General features: G+C 60.9%; 19 protein-coding genes and 1 tRNA gene. 5 read left to right on the forward strand and 15 right to left on the reverse strand.

What is annotated here, in order from left to right:
• Window positions 1-28: 28 nt before the first annotated feature.
• From nuoF to tpiA, 9 genes are all read right to left on the reverse strand, one after another.
• Window positions 29-1,318: an NADH-quinone oxidoreductase subunit NuoF gene (gene nuoF / locus R0382_RS00805; protein ID WP_432721627.1), complete on the reverse strand. Its 1,290-nt coding sequence runs from the start codon at window positions 1,316-1,318 to the stop codon at window positions 29-31.
• 1 nt (window position 1,319) lies between these two features.
• A complete protein-coding gene (gene nuoE / locus R0382_RS00810) occupies window positions 1,320-1,817 on the reverse strand; it encodes an NADH-quinone oxidoreductase subunit NuoE (RefSeq protein ID WP_432721629.1) in 498 nt (165 codons plus the stop codon).
• Window positions 1,817-3,073, reverse strand: coding sequence for an NADH-quinone oxidoreductase subunit D (locus tag R0382_RS00815; protein ID WP_432721631.1), 1,257 nt, complete (start codon window positions 3,071-3,073; stop codon window positions 1,817-1,819). Before R0382_RS00815 ends, nuoE begins: the two co-directional genes overlap by 1 nt.
• Window positions 3,063-3,656, reverse strand: a complete 594-nt coding sequence (locus R0382_RS00820) for an NADH-quinone oxidoreductase subunit C (RefSeq protein WP_432721632.1) — start codon at window positions 3,654-3,656, stop codon at window positions 3,063-3,065. Before R0382_RS00820 ends, R0382_RS00815 begins: the two co-directional genes overlap by 11 nt.
• Window positions 3,657-3,660: 4 nt before the next feature.
• A complete protein-coding gene (locus tag R0382_RS00825) occupies window positions 3,661-4,137 on the reverse strand; it encodes a NuoB/complex I 20 kDa subunit family protein (RefSeq protein WP_189458291.1) in 477 nt (158 codons plus the stop codon).
• Window positions 4,138-4,141: 4 nt separating this feature from the next.
• The gene (gene ndhC, locus R0382_RS00830; protein WP_432721634.1) at window positions 4,142-4,510 is read right to left on the reverse strand and encodes an NADH-quinone oxidoreductase subunit A; all 369 of its coding nucleotides are present in this window, start codon (window positions 4,508-4,510) and stop codon (window positions 4,142-4,144) included.
• Between the two features lie 118 nt (window positions 4,511-4,628).
• Window positions 4,629-4,713, reverse strand: a tRNA-Leu gene (locus R0382_RS00835).
• A 36-nt stretch (window positions 4,714-4,749) separates the two neighbouring features.
• Entirely contained in the window at window positions 4,750-5,079 is a 330-nt protein-coding gene (gene secG, locus R0382_RS00840; protein ID WP_432721636.1) for a preprotein translocase subunit SecG, read from the reverse strand.
• Between the two features lie 54 nt (window positions 5,080-5,133).
• Window positions 5,134-5,829: a triose-phosphate isomerase gene (tpiA, locus tag R0382_RS00845; protein WP_432721638.1), complete on the reverse strand. Its 696-nt coding sequence runs from the start codon at window positions 5,827-5,829 to the stop codon at window positions 5,134-5,136.
• Between the two features lie 229 nt (window positions 5,830-6,058).
• Here tpiA and pstS point away from each other — a divergent pair, with 229 nt between their 5' ends.
• The 4 genes from pstS (at window position 6,059) to pstB (ending at window position 9,811) form a co-directional block, all read left to right on the forward strand.
• A complete protein-coding gene (gene pstS, locus R0382_RS00850) occupies window positions 6,059-7,099 on the forward strand; it encodes a phosphate ABC transporter substrate-binding protein PstS (RefSeq protein WP_432721639.1) in 1,041 nt (346 codons plus the stop codon).
• A 104-nt stretch (window positions 7,100-7,203) separates the two neighbouring features.
• Window positions 7,204-8,160 carry a phosphate ABC transporter permease subunit PstC gene (gene pstC / locus R0382_RS00855; protein ID WP_432721641.1) on the forward strand — a complete coding sequence of 319 codons (957 nt, stop codon included), beginning with the start codon at window positions 7,204-7,206 and terminating at the stop codon, window positions 8,158-8,160.
• A 15-nt stretch (window positions 8,161-8,175) separates the two neighbouring features.
• Entirely contained in the window at window positions 8,176-9,012 is an 837-nt protein-coding gene (gene pstA, locus R0382_RS00860; protein ID WP_432721643.1) for a phosphate ABC transporter permease PstA, read from the forward strand.
• A gap of 31 nt (window positions 9,013-9,043) precedes the next feature.
• Window positions 9,044-9,811, forward strand: a complete 768-nt coding sequence (gene pstB, locus R0382_RS00865) for a phosphate ABC transporter ATP-binding protein PstB (RefSeq protein WP_432721645.1) — start codon at window positions 9,044-9,046, stop codon at window positions 9,809-9,811.
• A 63-nt stretch (window positions 9,812-9,874) separates the two neighbouring features.
• Here pstB and glmM read toward each other — a convergent pair whose 3' ends face one another.
• From glmM to rlmE, 4 genes are all read right to left on the reverse strand, one after another.
• Complete coding sequence (gene glmM / locus R0382_RS00870) at window positions 9,875-11,236, reverse strand: phosphoglucosamine mutase (RefSeq protein WP_432721647.1); 1,362 nt, start codon at window positions 11,234-11,236, stop codon at window positions 9,875-9,877.
• Window positions 11,237-11,320: 84 nt separating this feature from the next.
• Entirely contained in the window at window positions 11,321-12,148 is an 828-nt protein-coding gene (folP, locus tag R0382_RS00875; protein WP_432721649.1) for a dihydropteroate synthase, read from the reverse strand.
• Window positions 12,149-12,210: 62 nt separating this feature from the next.
• Window positions 12,211-14,124: an ATP-dependent zinc metalloprotease FtsH gene (ftsH, locus tag R0382_RS00880; protein WP_432721651.1), complete on the reverse strand. Its 1,914-nt coding sequence runs from the start codon at window positions 14,122-14,124 to the stop codon at window positions 12,211-12,213.
• A gap of 60 nt (window positions 14,125-14,184) precedes the next feature.
• The gene (gene rlmE / locus R0382_RS00885; protein ID WP_432721653.1) at window positions 14,185-14,805 is read right to left on the reverse strand and encodes a 23S rRNA (uridine(2552)-2'-O)-methyltransferase RlmE; all 621 of its coding nucleotides are present in this window, start codon (window positions 14,803-14,805) and stop codon (window positions 14,185-14,187) included.
• Between the two features lie 36 nt (window positions 14,806-14,841).
• Between rlmE and yhbY the strand changes: the two genes are divergently transcribed.
• Complete coding sequence (yhbY, locus tag R0382_RS00890; protein WP_432721655.1) at window positions 14,842-15,156, forward strand: ribosome assembly RNA-binding protein YhbY; 315 nt, start codon at window positions 14,842-14,844, stop codon at window positions 15,154-15,156.
• 62 nt (window positions 15,157-15,218) lie between these two features.
• Here yhbY and R0382_RS00895 read toward each other — a convergent pair whose 3' ends face one another.
• Together R0382_RS00895 and greA are read right to left on the reverse strand one after the other, a co-directional pair.
• Window positions 15,219-15,656, reverse strand: coding sequence for a DUF4149 domain-containing protein (locus R0382_RS00895; protein WP_432721657.1), 438 nt, complete (start codon window positions 15,654-15,656; stop codon window positions 15,219-15,221).
• 72 nt (window positions 15,657-15,728) lie between these two features.
• Complete coding sequence (gene greA / locus R0382_RS00900; RefSeq protein ID WP_432721659.1) at window positions 15,729-16,211, reverse strand: transcription elongation factor GreA; 483 nt, start codon at window positions 16,209-16,211, stop codon at window positions 15,729-15,731.
• Between the last annotated feature and the right edge of the window lie 59 nt (window positions 16,212-16,270).

Below are 16,270 nucleotides of genomic sequence, written 5' to 3' on the forward strand. Positions count from 1 at the left end.
TCAATGGCAAATTTTTGACCAAACCCACTCAGTAGCCCGAAACCAGGCACTGCTTGTGTTCGATGTGGTGTTCGAATTCGCTGCGGAAATGCTTGAGCATCCCCTGCACCGGCATCACCGCTGCGTCGCCGAGCGCGCAGATCGTCCGGCCGGCGATATTGCCGCCGACGGACAACAGCAAGTCGAGGTCTTCCGGACGGCCCAGACCCTGCTCGATCCGGTGCACGACGCGGTACAGCCAGCCGGTGCCTTCACGGCATGGTGTGCACTGGCCGCACGACTCTTCGAAGTAGAAGTACGACAGCCGCTCGAGCGCCTTGACCATGCAGGTGGTCTCGTCCATGACGATGACCGCACCCGAACCGAGCATCGATCCCGCCTTGGAGATCGAATCGTAATCCATGGTGCACTGCATGATGATGTCAGCCGGCAGCACCGGTGCGGACGAACCACCCGGAATGACCGCTTTCAGCTTCTTGCCGTCGCGCATGCCACCGCACATTTCCAGCAGTTCGCTGAACGGCGTGCCGAGCGGAATCTCGTAGTTGCCCGGACGGTTCACGTGACCCGAAACCGAGAACAGCTTGGTACCGCCGTTGTTCGGCTTGCCGAGTTCGAGGAACTTCTGCCCGCCTTCGCGGATGATGTACGGCACCGACGCGAAGGTCTCGGTGTTGTTGATCGTCGTCGGTTTGCCGTACAGGCCGAAGCTCGCCGGGAACGGCGGCTTGAAGCGCGGCTGGCCTTTCTTGCCTTCGAGCGATTCGAGCAAGGCGGTTTCTTCGCCACAGATATAGGCGCCGTAACCGTGATGGCCGTGCAGCTGGAAGCAGAAATCCGAACCGAGAATGTTGTCGCCAAGGAAACCGGCCGCACGGGCTTCTTCCAGCGCGACTTCAAAGCGCTCGTACGCAGCAAACACTTCGCCGTGGATGTAGTTGTACCCGACGCTGATGCCCATCGCATACGCGCCGATGATCATGCCTTCGATCAGCGCGTGCGGGTTGTACATCTGGATGTCCAGATCCTTGAAGGTACCCGGCTCGCCTTCGTCGGTATTGCAGACGAGGTACTTCTGGCCCGGGAAGCTGCGCGGCATGAATGACCACTTCAGCCCGGTCGGGAAGCCCGCACCGCCGCGACCACGCAAACCCGACGCCTTCATCTCGGCGATGACTTCGTCCTGGGTGATCTTGTTGGCAATGATTTTCTTCAGCGCGGCATAACCGCCACGCTGCACGTACGCGTCGAGTTTCCAGCTGTTCTGATCGTCGAGATCAACGCCCTCGAACACGACGCCTTTGACATAAACGGTCATCTTATTCGAGCTCCGCCAGTTTCTTGTCGATCGCGTCCGGCGTCATGTGGTTGCACATGCTGTGGTTATTCACCAGCAGCACCGGTGCGTAACCGCAGGCGCCCATGCACTCGCCTTCCTTCAGCGTGAACTTGCCGTCGGCGGTGGTTTCATTGAAACCGATGCCGAGCTTCTGCTTCAGGTGATCGGCCGCCTGGTAGCCGCCCGAGAGCGCACAGGGCAGATTGGTGCAGACGGTGATCTTGTGACGACCGACCGGCTTGAGGTCGAACATGTTGTAGAACGTCGCCACTTCCATCGCGGCGATCGGCGGCACGCCGACATAGTCGGCGACCACGGCGATCAGCTCATTCGAGAGCCAACGGTGCTCGACCTGGGCGATGCGCAGCGCGCTCATCAGCGCGGAGCGACGCTGGTCGGCCGGATACTTGGCCAACTCGCGGTCGATCTGCGCTTGCGATTCGGCACTCAGCGTCGGTGCCTGATTGCTGGTAACCATTAGCGGTCAATCTCCCCGAATACGATATCTTGCGTACCGATGATGGCGACGACGTCGGACAGCATGTGGCCACGCGCCATTTCGTCGAGCGCAGCCAGATGGGCAAAGCCCGGCGCGCGGATTTTCAGCCGGTACGGCTTGTTGGCGCCGTCGGACACCATGTAAATGCCGAACTCGCCTTTCGGGTGTTCGACGGCGGCATAGGCCTCGCCTTCGGGCACGTGCATGCCTTCGGTGAACAACTTGAAGTGGTGGATCAAGTCCTCCATATTGGTCTTCATGCTCTCACGCGACGGCGGCGCCACCTTGCTGTTGTCGGTAATGACCGGACCCTGGTTCTCGCGCAGCCACTTCACGCACTGCTTGATGATCCGGTTGGACTGGCGCATTTCTTCGATACGCACCAGATAGCGGTCATAGCAGTCGCCGTTGACGCCGACCGGGATGTCGAAATCGAGCTTGTCGTACACTTCGTACGGCTGCTTTTTGCGCAAGTCCCAGGCGATGCCGGAACCACGCAGCATCGGGCCGGTCAGGCCCAGCGCCATTGCACGCTCCGGCGTCAGCACGCCGATACCGACGGTCCGTTGCTTCCAGATCCGGTTGTCGGTCAGCAGCGTTTCGTATTCGTCGACATAGGTCGGGAAACGGTTGGTGAAGTCCTCGATGAAATCGAGCATCGAGCCTTGGCGATTTTCATTGAGCTTCTTGATCGCCGCGGCATTGCGGACTTTCGACGCCTGGTACTGCGGCATCGAATCCGGCAGATCGCGGTAGACGCCACCCGGACGGTAATAGGCGGCGTGCATGCGCGCACCCGACACCGCCTCGTAGACGTCCATCAGGTCTTCGCGCTCGCGGAAGGCGTACAGGAAGATCGTCATCGCGCCGCAATCGAGACCGTGCGCGCCGATCCACATCAGGTGGTTCAGGATGCGGGTGATCTCGTCGAACATCACGCGGATGTACTGCGCGCGAATCGGCACGTCGAGCTGCAACATCTTCTCGATCGCCATGCAGTAGGCGTGCTCGTTGGACATCATCGACACGTAGTCGAGACGGTCCATATACGGCAGCGACTGGATGTAGGTCTTGGACTCGGCGAGCTTTTCGGTGCCGCGGTGCAAGAGGCCAATGTGCGGGTCGGCACGTTCGACGACTTCGCCGTCGAGTTCGAGCACCAGGCGCAGCACGCCGTGCGCGGCCGGGTGTTGCGGACCGAAGTTGAGGGTGTAGTTACGGATTTCAGACGCCACCGTAGTTCTCCTCGCGAATGATGCGCGGGGTAATTTCGCGCGGATCGATGGTGACGGGCTGGTAAATCACGCGGCCCTGCTCGGGGTCGTAGCGCATTTCGACGTAACCCGAGGTCGGGAAGTCCTTGCGGAACGGGTGGCCGACAAAACCGTAGTCGGTCAGGATGCGGCGCAGGTCCGGATGACCTTCGAAGACGATGCCGTACAGGTCGAACGCTTCGCGCTCGAACCAGTTGTTGCCCGGCCAGATCTCGACCGAGGTCGGTACGACCGGAAAATCGTCGTCCTGGGCAAACATGCGCACGCGCAGGCGCTGGTTGTTGGCGTAGGAATTGAGGTGGTACACCGCGGCAAAGCGCGAACCTTCCCACACGCCGTCCTTGTACGCGCTGTAGTCGAGACCACAGACGTCAACACAGGATTCGAAACGCAGCTCGGCGTGATCACGCAGCAGCGTGGCGGCGGCGAGGAAGTCGGCCGACTTGATTTCGATCGTCACTTCGTCAAACACGCACTTGATGCTGGCGAGCTTGTCGCCGAGCACGCGCTCGAGGCTGTCCATCAGGGTATTCAGGGTGGCCATCGGGTCAGCTCCGCGCGATCGTGTTGGTGCGCTTGATCTTGTTCTGCAGCTGGATCAGGCCATACAGCAATGCCTCGGCCGTCGGCGGACAGCCCGGCACGTAGACATCGACCGGGACGATGCGGTCACAACCACGCACCACCGAGTACGAATAGTGGTAGTAGCCGCCGCCGTTGGCGCACGAGCCCATCGACAGCACCCAGCGCGGTTCGGGCATCTGGTCGTAGACGCGACGCAATGCCGGCGCCATCTTGTTGCACAGCGTGCCGGCAACGATCATCAGGTCGGACTGACGAGGCGACGGGCGGAACACGATGCCGAAACGGTCGAGGTCATACCGCGCCGCGCCGGCGTGCATCATCTCGACCGCGCAACAGGCGAGGCCAAACGTCATCGGCCACAGCGAGCCGGTACGGGTCCAGTTGACGACGGTATCGACCGTGGTCGTCAAAAAGCCCTTCTCAAGGTTTTGTGCTTGCATCAGATCACTCCCACTCCAGGGCGCCCTTCATCCACTCGTAGACGAAGCCGACAACCAGAATGGTCAGGAAAATCATCATCGAGAAGAAACCGAAGCTACCGATATCCTTGAGCACCAAAGCCCAGGGAACCAGGAAGGCCACTTCGAGGTCGAACAAGATGAACAGAATGGCGACGAGGTAATAACGCACGTCGAACTGCATGCGGGCATCTTCGAACGCATCGAAGCCGCACTCATACGGCAACAGCTTTTCGGTGTCGGGTTTAATGGTCCCCAGCACTTTGCCGACCCCCCACCCCAAACACAACGGGGCGACACCGACCAGCAGGCCGATGATCAGGAACAGCAAAATGGGGAAGTAGTTCTCTAGCATGCGGATCCCCGTTTTTTCTTGAACGATTTTGACTAACGACAACACCGGATCATGACATCCGGTTTACTGTTACCACGCTCGAAAAAAAACCGGGTTGCCCCGGTTTTTTACAGAATGATGGTGCCGACAGTGAGACTCGAACTCACACAGCCGCAGCCACTACCCCCTCAAGATAGCGTGTCTACCAATTTCACCATGTCGGCCAATCACAAGGAATGAGCTGTCGCGGGCGCGGACGCTTATTCCGGAATCTTGTTCTGCGTGGACTGAGCAGGCTGACTGGCCACCGGCTTGACGCCGCTCATCACGCCAAGCGAATCCTTCTTGGCGGACGGGGTCATGACCAGCACCAGCGCGAGGCAGGAAGCAAAGAAGACCGTGGCGCACACTGCCGTGCTGCGGCTGAGGAAGTTGGCGGAGCCCGACGAGCCAAACAGGCTACCGGCGGAGCCGCTACCGAAAGCCGCACCCATGTCGGCCCCCTTGCCATGCTGCATCAGCACGAGAACGATCACCGCAATCGCGGAGAGCGCGTTCACGATCAGCACCAGAGTCTTAATAAGTTCCATATTTGCTCGTATTAACGCGGCGAAAATTGTAGCGCCGCGGTATAAATTTTGCAATCAGCCAGCGATACGACAGATTTCGAGAAACTCGCTTGCCGATAGCGCCGCCCCACCTACGAGCACACCATCGACCCCGTCGACTGCCAACACCTGCGCCGTATTCGACGCCTTGACACTGCCCCCGTACAACACCCGGGTACGTGCATCAAGCGTTTGCTTGATGAACGCGTGCATTTCCGCGATCTGCTCGGGCGTTGCAATCACGCCCGTTCCGACCGCCCACGACGGCTCGTAAGCCACCGCGTAGAGGCTGGTCGGCACACCGGCCAGCACCTGCAATTCCTCGGCAATCACCTGATGGGCGATACCGCTTTCGCGCTGTTCGGCCGTTTCACCGACGCAGTATACCGGTAGAAGCCCTGCATCGAGCGTCGCCCTGACCTTACGGGCAGCGGTTTCACTCGTTTCACCGAAATAGCGGCGTCGCTCCGAATGCCCGACGATCACCAGCTCGCAACCGACATCGGCCAACATCGCTGCCGAGACCTCGCCGGTATAAGCACCGATGTGGAATTCACACACATCTTGTGCCCCAACCTGTACCGCGGTGTCCTTCAGCAGCGTTTTGGCCAGCCCGAGATAGGGATAGGCCACGCAGACCGATACATTCGCACCCAGCTCGGCGCGCGACACTTCGGACAGGACCGAACGAATCTGCCCGATACTGCCGTGCATCTTCCAGTTGCCGATCACTTGCTTCCTGGCCATACGCGTCGCAGCACCCGCCGGAAAAGCCCTCGATTCTAAGCCCATGCCCTACCCCCGTCAAACCACGTCAGATCTAGAAAATGCCGCTTGTCGCGGCGCAAGCGACCCACCCGATGCCAATGTGACCGACTTGTAATATTTCGGAAACATGGAAGCTCTACGATGCACCCCGTCAACCGATCCACCACCCCCAATAATCCCAGGAGATTCGATCATGACGTTTGGGCGCAAACTGCTCGTTGGCTTCGGCATCGCAGCCGGCCTGTTCACGGCGTATGCTAGCGCCGCCGACATCACCGGCGCCGGTGCGACTTTCCCGTACCCGCTGTACGCGAAGTGGGCGGAACAGTACAAGGCCAAGACCGGCGTCGGCATGAACTACCAATCGATCGGTTCGGGCGGTGGCATCAAGCAGATTCAAGCGAAGACCGTCGACTTCGGCGCATCGGACAAGCCGCTGAAAGCAGAAGAACTGGAAAAATCGGGTCTGGTGCAGTTCCCGACCGTGATGGGCGGTGTAGTGCCGGTCGTCAATATCGAAGGCGTCAAGGGCGGCGAGCTCAAGCTCTCGCCGGCCGTGCTCGCTGACCTGTTCCTCGGCAAGATCAAGAAGTGGAACGATCCGGCCATCGCCAAGCTCAACCCGGGCGTGAAGCTGCCGGATCTGGGCGTGACCATCGTTCACCGTGCCGACGGCTCGGGTACAACGTGGATTTTCACCAACTACCTCAGCAAGGTATCGGCTGACTGGAAGGCCAAGGTCGGCAACGATGCGTCGGTACAATGGCCGGCCGGCGTCGGCGGCAAGGGCAACGAAGGCGTGGCCCAGTACGTGCAACGCATCAAGGGCGCCATCGGCTATGTCGAGTACGCTTACGCCAAGCAAAACAAGATGGGTTACACCCAGCTGCAGAACAAGTCCGGTAACTTTGTCCAGCCGGACGACGTGACCTTCAAGGCGGCCGCTACTAGCGCTGACTGGAAGGGTACGCCGGGCTTTGGCGTGGTGCTGACCGACCAGGCTGGCAAGGATTCGTGGCCGATCACCGGCGCGACCTTCATCCTGATGCAGAAGAAGCAGGACAAGCCGGTCAACGGCGCTGAAGTGCTGAAGTTCTTCGACTGGGCGTACAAGGACGGCGACAAGGTCTCGGCCGATATGGATTACGTGCCGATGCCGGCCGCGGTCAAGGACGTGATCCGCGGCTCGTGGAAGCAGATTTCCGACGCCAGCAACGCGCCGATCTGGAAGTAAGGCAGCAAGCGGTAGCCGGCGCTGTCGATTAGACTATCGCCGCTACCGAACAGCGACAGGAGCCCGTGAGGCTCCTGTTGCATTGATTGGAACCGGAGACGTTCATGACGCCCCAAGAGTTACGGCTGAAGCGGCAAGCGCTGCAGGACATGGTTTTTCGCGGCTCGACCCGCTTTTTCGCCTTTTTGGTGCTGGCGCTGCTACTCGCCATCATCCTGTCGCTGGTCCACGGTGCGTGGCCCAGCATCCGGGCGTTCGGCTTCGGCTTCATCACCGGTAGCGAATGGAATCCGGTCACCGAACAGTTCGGCGGCTGGAACTCGATTACCGGAACCCTGATATCGTCGTTCATTGCGCTGCTGATCGGCGTACCGGTCAGCTTCGGCATTGCGATTTTTCTGACCGAACTCTCGCCGACCTGGCTGCGCCGCCCGTTCGGCATCGCCATCGAGCTGCTCGCCGGCGTACCGTCGATCATCTTCGGCATGTGGGGCCTGTTCATTTTCGCCCCGTGGTTCGCCGACAACGTCCAGCCCTGGCTGACCGAGCACACGGCGGGCGTACCGCTGATCGGCTGGATGTTTCAAGGCCCGCCGATGGGTATCGGCATGTTCGCCGCCGGGCTGATCCTGTCGGTGATGGTGATTCCCTACATCGCCTCGGTGATGCGTGACGTCTTCGAAGTCGTCCCGCCGATGCTGAAGGAATCGGCCTACGGACTGGGCTGCACCACCTGGGAAGTCGTCTGGAACGTCGTACTGCCGTATACGCGCCACGGCGTGGTCGGCGGCGTCATGCTCGGCCTTGGTCGTGCGCTCGGCGAAACCATGGCCGTCACCTTCGTGATCGGCAACTCGCACAAGGCGATCGAATCGCTGTTCGATCCAGGCACCTCGATCGCCGCGACACTGGCCAACGAGTTCACCGAAGCCACCGGCACGCTGCATACCGCTTCGCTGATCAACCTCGGCCTGCTGCTGTTCCTGATCACTTTCGTCGTTCTCGTGCTTTCCAAGCTGCTGCTGTTGCGCTTGCAGAAGGCCGACGGCGTTCATTCCTGATTCACGGGCACCGACATGACTATTTATTTTCGCCGCCGCCTGATCAACAAGCTGAGCCTGATGCTGTCGCTTGCCGCGATGGCTTTCGGCCTGTTCTGGCTGCTCTGGATTCTCTACACCCTGTTCAGCAACGGCCTGGCCGGTCTGGTACCGTCGCTGTTCACCCAGACCACGCCGGCACCGGGTAGCGCGGGCGGCCTGGCCAATGCCATCGTCGGCAGTCTGGCGATGTCGGCAAGCGGCGTTGCGATCGGCACGCCGATTGGCATCCTCGCCGGCACCTATCTTGCCGAATTCGGCGATCGCGGCTGGCTCGCACCATCGACGCGCTTCATCAACGACATCCTGCTGTCGGCGCCGTCGATCGTCATCGGCCTGTTCATCTATGACGTCTACGTCTCGACGGTCGGCCATTTCTCCGGCTGGGCCGGTGCGCTGGCGCTGTCGCTGCTGGTGATTCCGGTCGTCGTGCGTACGACCGAGAACATGCTGCGATTGGTGCCGAACAGCATGCGCGAAGCTGCGTACGCGCTCGGCGCACCGCAATGGAAAATGGTGCTGCAGATCAGCCTGCGCGCCGCCCAGGCTGGCGTCGTCACCGGCATCCTGCTCGCCGTGGCACGCATCGTCGGCGAAACGGCGCCGCTGCTGTTCACCGCACTGAACAACCAGTTCTTCTCCGGCATGAACGAACCGATGGCCAACCTGCCCGTGGTGATCTTCCAGTACGCAATGAGCCCGTACGAAGACTGGCACACGCTGGCGTGGGCCGGCGCACTGCTGATCGGCCTGTTCGTCCTGTCGCTCAACATCATTGCACGCGTCCTCGTCCGCCCGGCGAAGTCGCACTGACCGCACCGAATCAGCCATACCGAGATCCGACATGACCCAAGCACTGAATCCGAAACTTGCCGTCAAGAACCTCAATTTCTACTACGGCAACTTCCACGCGCTGAAGAACATCAACCTCGATATCCGCGAAGGCAAGGTCACCGCCTTCATCGGCCCGTCGGGCTGCGGCAAGTCGACGCTGCTGCGCACTTTCAACCGCATGTACGGCCTGTACCCGAAGCTGCGCGCCGAGGGCGAAATCATCATGAACGGCCGCAACGTCCTCGACCCGAGCGTTGACCTGAACATGCTGCGCGCCAAGGTCGGCATGGTGTTCCAGAAACCGACGCCGTTTCCGATGTCGATCTACGACAACATCGCCTTTGGCGTAAAGCTGTACGAGAGCATGTCGAAGTCCGAAATGGACGACCGGGTCGAATGGGCGCTGCAGAAGGCAGCACTGTGGAAGGAAGTGAAGGACAAGCTCAAGCAGTCGGGCCTTGGCCTGTCGGGCGGTCAGCAACAGCGGCTGTGCATCGCACGCGCCGTCGCGGTCAAGCCTGAAGTGCTGCTGCTCGACGAGCCGACGTCGGCACTGGACCCGATCTCGACCGCGCATATCGAAGAACTGGTGCACGAGCTGAAGCAGGACTACACAATCGCCATCGTGACCCACAATATGCAGCAGGCCGCCCGCGTCTCGGACTACACCGCCTATATGTATCTGGGCGAGCTGATCGAGGTCGGTGAAACCGACAGCATCTTCACCACGCCGAAGAAGAAGGCGACCGAAGACTACATCACCGGCAAATTCGGCTAAACGCCGACCGGCAACAAAAAAGCCACGGCATGCCGTGGCTTTTTTGTCGAACCGCTCGAACCACTATTCCTCGGCGGCCTCGGTGACGACCACCGCCGCAATGCGCTCGGCCCACTCGGTCGCCACGGTCGGATCGGTATGCTCGACCATGACCCGGATCAGCGGCTCGGTGCCCGAAGCGCGCAGCAACACCCGCCCCGCCCGGCCCATGGCCTCTTCGGCCTTGGCGACCTTTTCGTTGATCTTGGCCGAACCGGCCAGATCGAAGCCCTTGGCGATGCGCACGTTCTTGAGCACCTGCCCCGACAGCGTCAGCTCGGCACGGAAGGCCGACAACGGTTTACCCTGTTCGATCAGCGCTTCCAGCACCTGCAGCGCCGACACGATGCCGTCGCCAGTGGTATGCCGATCGAGGCTCAGCAAATGCCCCGACCCCTCGCCCCCGAGCAGCCAGTCGTGCTCGGCCAGCTGCTCAAGCACGTAGCGGTCGCCGACCTTGGCCCGGATGAACGGGATCCCGCGCTCGATCAGCGCGTTCTCGACCCCCAGATTGGTCATCAGCGTGCCGACGACGCCACCACCCAGCGTGCCGCGATCCTGACGATAGCGCGCCAGCACGTACAGCAGCATGTCGCCGTCGATGATCGAACCGTCACCGTCGATCATGATCAGCCGGTCGCCGTCGCCGTCGAGCGCGATGCCGTAGTCGGCCCCTTCGGCCAGCACTTTCTTGCGAATGGCCTCGACGTGGGTGGCGCCGACATCTTCGTTGATGTTGTAGCCATCCGGCTTATCGCCCATCGCGATCACTTCGGCGCCCAGTTCGTGGAAGACGAATGGGGCAACCTGATAGGTCGCACCATGGGCGCAATCGACGACGAGCTTGAGTCCACGCAGATCGAACTCGTTCGGGAAGGTCGATTTGCAGAATTCGACGTAGCGGCCGACCGCATCGGTGACGCGTCTGGCCTTGCCAAGCGCCTTCGGGCCAACGCAAGGCTGATGCTCTTCGATCGCAGCTTCGATCGCCAGCTCGACATCGTCGGCCAGCTTCTTGCCACCGGCGCCGAAAAACTTGATGCCGTTATCGTAATAGGGATTGTGCGAAGCGGAGATCACCACACCGGCCGACAAACGCAGCGCCCGAGTCAGATAGGCGACACCCGGCGTCGGCAACGGGCCGGTCAGGTAAACGTCGACGCCAGCCGCATTCAAGCCGGCCTGCAACGCGGCCTCGAGCATATAGCCGGACACGCGGGTGTCTTTGCCAATCAACACCGCAGGATGATCGCCAGGCGCGCGCTTTTCGGCAGCGGCCAGCACCTTCCCGGCGGCGTAGCCGAGCTTCATCGCGAAATCGGGCGTAATCGGGTACTCACCGACCAGGCCACGTACGCCATCGGTCCCAAAGTATTTTCTAGCCATCTGGTTTCTCTTTGTGATTTTGTTGGTTTTACCGGTACGGTGCCGGCGCTCGTTGCTGCTCCGCAGCATCGAGCGATATGGGCTTCATTTTAGGGCCTGCCAGACCTTAATCGCATCCACTGTTTCCCTGACATCATGGACACGAATCACCGCTGCGCCGGCCTGCACGGCTAGCAGCGCCGCAGCGACACTGGCGCTGACGCGCTCCGCCGGTACGCCGCGATTGGTAATCGTGCCAAGCATGGTTTTACGGGATACGCCAACGAGCAACGGCGCGCCCACACGCTCGGCCTGCCCGTTCAGCGCCTTGAACAGCGCAACATTGTGCTCGAAGGCCTTGCCGAAACCGAAGCCCGGATCAAGCAACAGCCGGTGCCGGTCTATCCCCGCGGCCAGTGCGGCATCGCGGCGCTCGATCAGATACGCCTCGACCTCGGCGACGACATCGTTGTAATGCGGCGCCGCCTGCATGCCTTGTGGCTCGCCCTGCTTGTGCATCAGGCAGACCGCCGCTTGCGAGCGGGCCACGATGCCGAGCGCGCCTTCATCCTCCAGCGCGGCAATGTCGTTGACCAGATCGACACCGGCGTCGAGTGCTGCGCGCATGACCGCGGTTTTACAGGTGTCGATCGACAACGGGACATTCAGGCTTTGCAGGGCCTGCAGTACCGGAACGACGCGATGGATCTCCTCGTCGTCGGGGATCCGCGCCGCGCCAGGTCGGGTCGACTCCCCGCCGATATCCAGGATGTCGGCACCATCGTTGACGAGCCGTTCGGCCTGCACGACCGCTTTGGCGACCGAATCATAGCGACCGCCATCCGAAAACGAATCGGGCGTGACATTGACGATACCCATGACCAAGGGACGAGCGAGCGAAAGCCGGAAACGGCCACACAGGAGTTCGGACATACGGAAACTCTCAAGTAAAAGGGCGACGCCGTGGCGTCGCCCTTTCCATCAAACCAGCAGGCTCAGCTTTCGGCTGCCGGCGTTGTCGTTGCCGCCGGCGCATCGCCGCTCGGCTTCTGGTCCGACGGCAGCGCCAACTTCGGCGCCGGCGGATTCTTCGGCGGGCGTGGTTCGCGGCCATCCATGATGTCGTTGATCTGCTCGGCGTCAATGGTTTCCCATTCGAGCAGCGCCTTCGTCATGGCCTCGACCTTGTCGCGGTTCTCGTCGAGCAAGCGGCGCGCCAGCTTGTACTGCTCGTCGATGATGCGACGAATTTCGCCATCAACCTGCTGCATCGTCGTTTCCGACAGGTTCTTGTGCGTGGTGACCGAGCGGCCGAGGAAAACCTCGCCTTCGTTCTCACCGTAAACCATCGGGCCGAGTCGATCGCTCATCCCGTAACGGGTCACCATGTCACGCGCCATCTGCGTCGCACGTTCGAAGTCGTTGCTGGCGCCAGTGGTCATCTGGTTCATGAACAACTCTTCGGCGATCCGGCCACCGAACAGGATCGCAATCCGATCCAGCAGATAGCCACGGTCGTAGGCGTAGCGGTCTTCTTCCGGCAACTGCATCGTCACGCCCAGCGCGCGACCACGCGGGATGATCGTGACCTTGTGCACCGGATCGGACTTCGGCAGCAGTTTGGCGACCACCGCATGACCCGACTCGTGGTAGGCGGTGTTCTTCTTTTCGTCCTCGCTCATCGCCATATTGCGACGCTCGGCGCCCATCATGATCTTGTCCTTGGCCGACTCGAAGTCGTCCATGTCGACCAGGCGCTTGCTGCGACGCGCGGCGAACAGCGCCGACTCGTTGACGAGGTTGGCCAGATCGGCGCCGGAGAAGCCCGGCGTACCGCGCGCCAGCACCGACGCATCGACGTCGTTGGCGATCGGCACCTTGCGCATGTGCACGGCAAGGATCTGCTCGCGACCGCGGATATCCGGCAGCGGCACGACCACCTGACGGTCGAAGCGGCCCGGGCGCAACAGCGCCGGGTCGAGGACGTCCGGACGGTTGGTCGCGGCGATGACGATGATGCCCGAGTTGCCCTCGAAGCCATCCATCTCGACCAGCATCTGGTTCAGCGTTTGCTCACGTTCGTCGTTACCGCCGCCAAGACCGGCGCCACGCTGGCGACCGACGGCGTCGATTTCGTCGATGAAGATGATGCACGGCGAATTCTTCTTGGCGTTTTCAAACATGTCACGAACGCGGGCAGCACCGACACCGACGAACATTTCGACAAAGTCCGAGCCCGAAATCGAGAAGAACGGCACCTTGGCTTCGCCGGCGATGGCCTTGGCGAGCAAGGTTTTACCGGTACCCGGCGAGCCGACCATCAGGATGCCGCGCGGCATCCGGCCACCGAGGCTCTGGTACTTGCTCGGATCACGCAGGTAATCGACGATTTCGGCCACGTCCTGCTTGGCCTCATCGCAACCGGCGACGTCGGCGAAGGTTACCGCATTGGTGCCTTCGTCGAGCATGCGCGCACGGCTCTTGCCGAAGCTGAACGCCCCGCCCTTGCCGCCGCCCTGCATCTGTCGCATGAAGAAGATCCATACGCCGATCAAGAGCAGCATCGGGAACCAGTTGATGAAGATGCTCATCAGCAGGCTTGGCTCTTCTTCAGCCTTGGCGGCGAATTTGACGTCGTGCTTGATCAGCGTATCGACAAGACGGAAGTCAAACGGCGCCAGCGTCGAGAACTTGCTGCCATCGGTGCGTTGGCCGCGAATCCATTGGCCACGCAGCGGATTGCCTTCGATCTCGACCGATGCGATGCGATTGCCTTCGACGTCAGCCATGAATTGCGAATACGCAACCTGGTTCGACGTCTCTTGCCGCTTGGTGAATTGGTTGAAGACCGTCATCAGTACAAGACCGATGATCAGCCAAATAGCGATATTCTTGCCGAGGTTGTTCACGGCCTTACTCCTTGCTGCATGCGCGCCGGATCGACGATGTCAGTGCGGATTCTACTCCGCTCATGCCTTCTTCTGCTTGCCAAGTAGGTACATTTCCGTGCTGCGGTCCCGCGACGCCTTGGGTTTGCGTGTGAGAACCTGGGTGAAAGTGGAGCGCATTTCGGCCATGTACTCGTTATAGCCGTAGCCCTGAAATACCTTGACCAGGAAATCGCCGCCAGGTTTCAAGTGATCCTGGGCAAATTGCAACGCCAGTTCGCATAAATGCATCGAACGGGCCTGGTCGGTCACAGCATTGCCACTGATATTGGGGGCGATATCGCAGATCACAAGGTCCACCTGCCGTCCGTCGAGTAACGCCAGATACTGCGCGAGCACGGCATCCTCGCGAAAATCGCCCTGAATGAACTCGACACCGGGGATGAAAGCCATCTCGAGTATATCGAGCGCGAACACCCGCCCCTTGTCGCCGACAAGTCTGGCCGCGACCTGCGACCAACTGCCCGGTGCGGCGCCGAGGTCGGCAACCCACATCCCGGGTTTGATCAACCGGTCCTTGTCGTTGATTTCGGTAAGCTTGTAGGCGGCCCGGGCGCGATAGCCATCCTTCTGCGCCATTTGAACGTACTGGTCGTTCACATGTTCCTGCAGCCATGCGTTACTGGTCTTGCTACGTGCCATCGGGTAAACTTGCCTGTTTAATCAAGGAATTGAAGCATGGAACTCACTGCGGATCAACGCCGCCACCTGCGCGGCCTCGCGCATCACCTGAATCCGGTGGTGATGATCGGCAACCAGGGCCTGACCGATGCGGTCCTGCGCGAAATCGCCGTCAACCTCGATGCGCACGAGCTGATCAAGATCCGTGTCCTCGGCGACGACCGCGCACTGCGCGAAGAATTCCTGCAGACGATCTGCCGTGAACTCGGCGCATCCGCCGTCCAGCACATCGGCAAACTGCTGCTGATCTACCGTGCCAGCGATGGCGACAAGCCGAAAATCAGCCTGCCGAAGGCCAAGAAAAAGGGCTGAGCCCTGCTTGTGTAACATCCAATGCAAAGGGCCGGCATCCGCCGGCCTTTTTCATTGCTGCTTCAGTCGTTCTGCCAAATGTAGGCCAGACCGAACAGCGCCTGCACCAGATAGATCAGGCTCGAAATCGTATGCCATTGGGCCAGACCGCCGCCGAATACACCGGTTGCGGCACTGCTGACCGCAGGCTTGACCGCGGCGATGATGGGAAAGATCGCGAACTGATTGACGAGGGTGCACACCAGCATGCCGATCACCAGCCACAGCCGCCCGGTACGAAAAGCGCCGAGGCCATCGGCCCACAACCAGTAAACGAACAGATACACACCAGCGACGATGCCGACCCAGCCGATCATATTGAACAATCGGCCGGCGACCATCCCGGCAACCGGGGACGCCAGCGACTTGAACAAGATCGGCGCGACAATCACGCCAATGACCCAGATGCCACCGATCCACAGCGTGGCGAGGATGTTCCTGATGCCGGTACCCAGATTCATGATGCCCATCGATGCGTTCAGACCGCCGGCATTGTCGCTGAAATCGACACCGGCGGCGAGCTTGCGCTGCGTTTACAGGTATTGAACGTCGAGTACTTCGTACTCGCGGATGCCGCCCGGTGCGACGACTTCGGCGACATCACCGGCATACTTGCCGATCAGCGCGCGCGCAATCGGGCTCGATACCGAGATCTTGCCGTCCTTGAGGTTGGCTTCGTCCTCGCCGACGATCTGGTACGTCACCTGCTTGCCGCCTTCGATCTCTTCAAGCGCAATCGTTGCGCCAAATACCACACGGCCTTCGGCGGCGTTGGCCAGATCCTTCGGATCGATGACCTGCGCATTCGACAGTTTGCCCTCGAGCTCGGCGATCCGGCCTTCGACAAAGCCCTGCTTTTCCTTCGCGGCTTCGTACTCGGCGTTTTCCGACAGGTCGCCCTGCGCGCGGGCCTCGGCGATCGCCTGGATCACTGCCGGGCGTTCGACACTCTTGAGGCGCTGCAGCTCGGCCTTGAGCTTTTCCGCACCGACAACGGTCAGCGGGACTTTAATCATGATGCTCTTCTCCACGGCGCGATTTCTGACGCGCCCAACAAAACAAAGGGCCAAGCTGG

The organism is Jeongeupia wiesaeckerbachi (genome assembly GCF_050916355.1).
Lineage (GTDB): Bacteria > Pseudomonadota > Gammaproteobacteria > Burkholderiales > Chitinibacteraceae > Jeongeupia > Jeongeupia wiesaeckerbachi.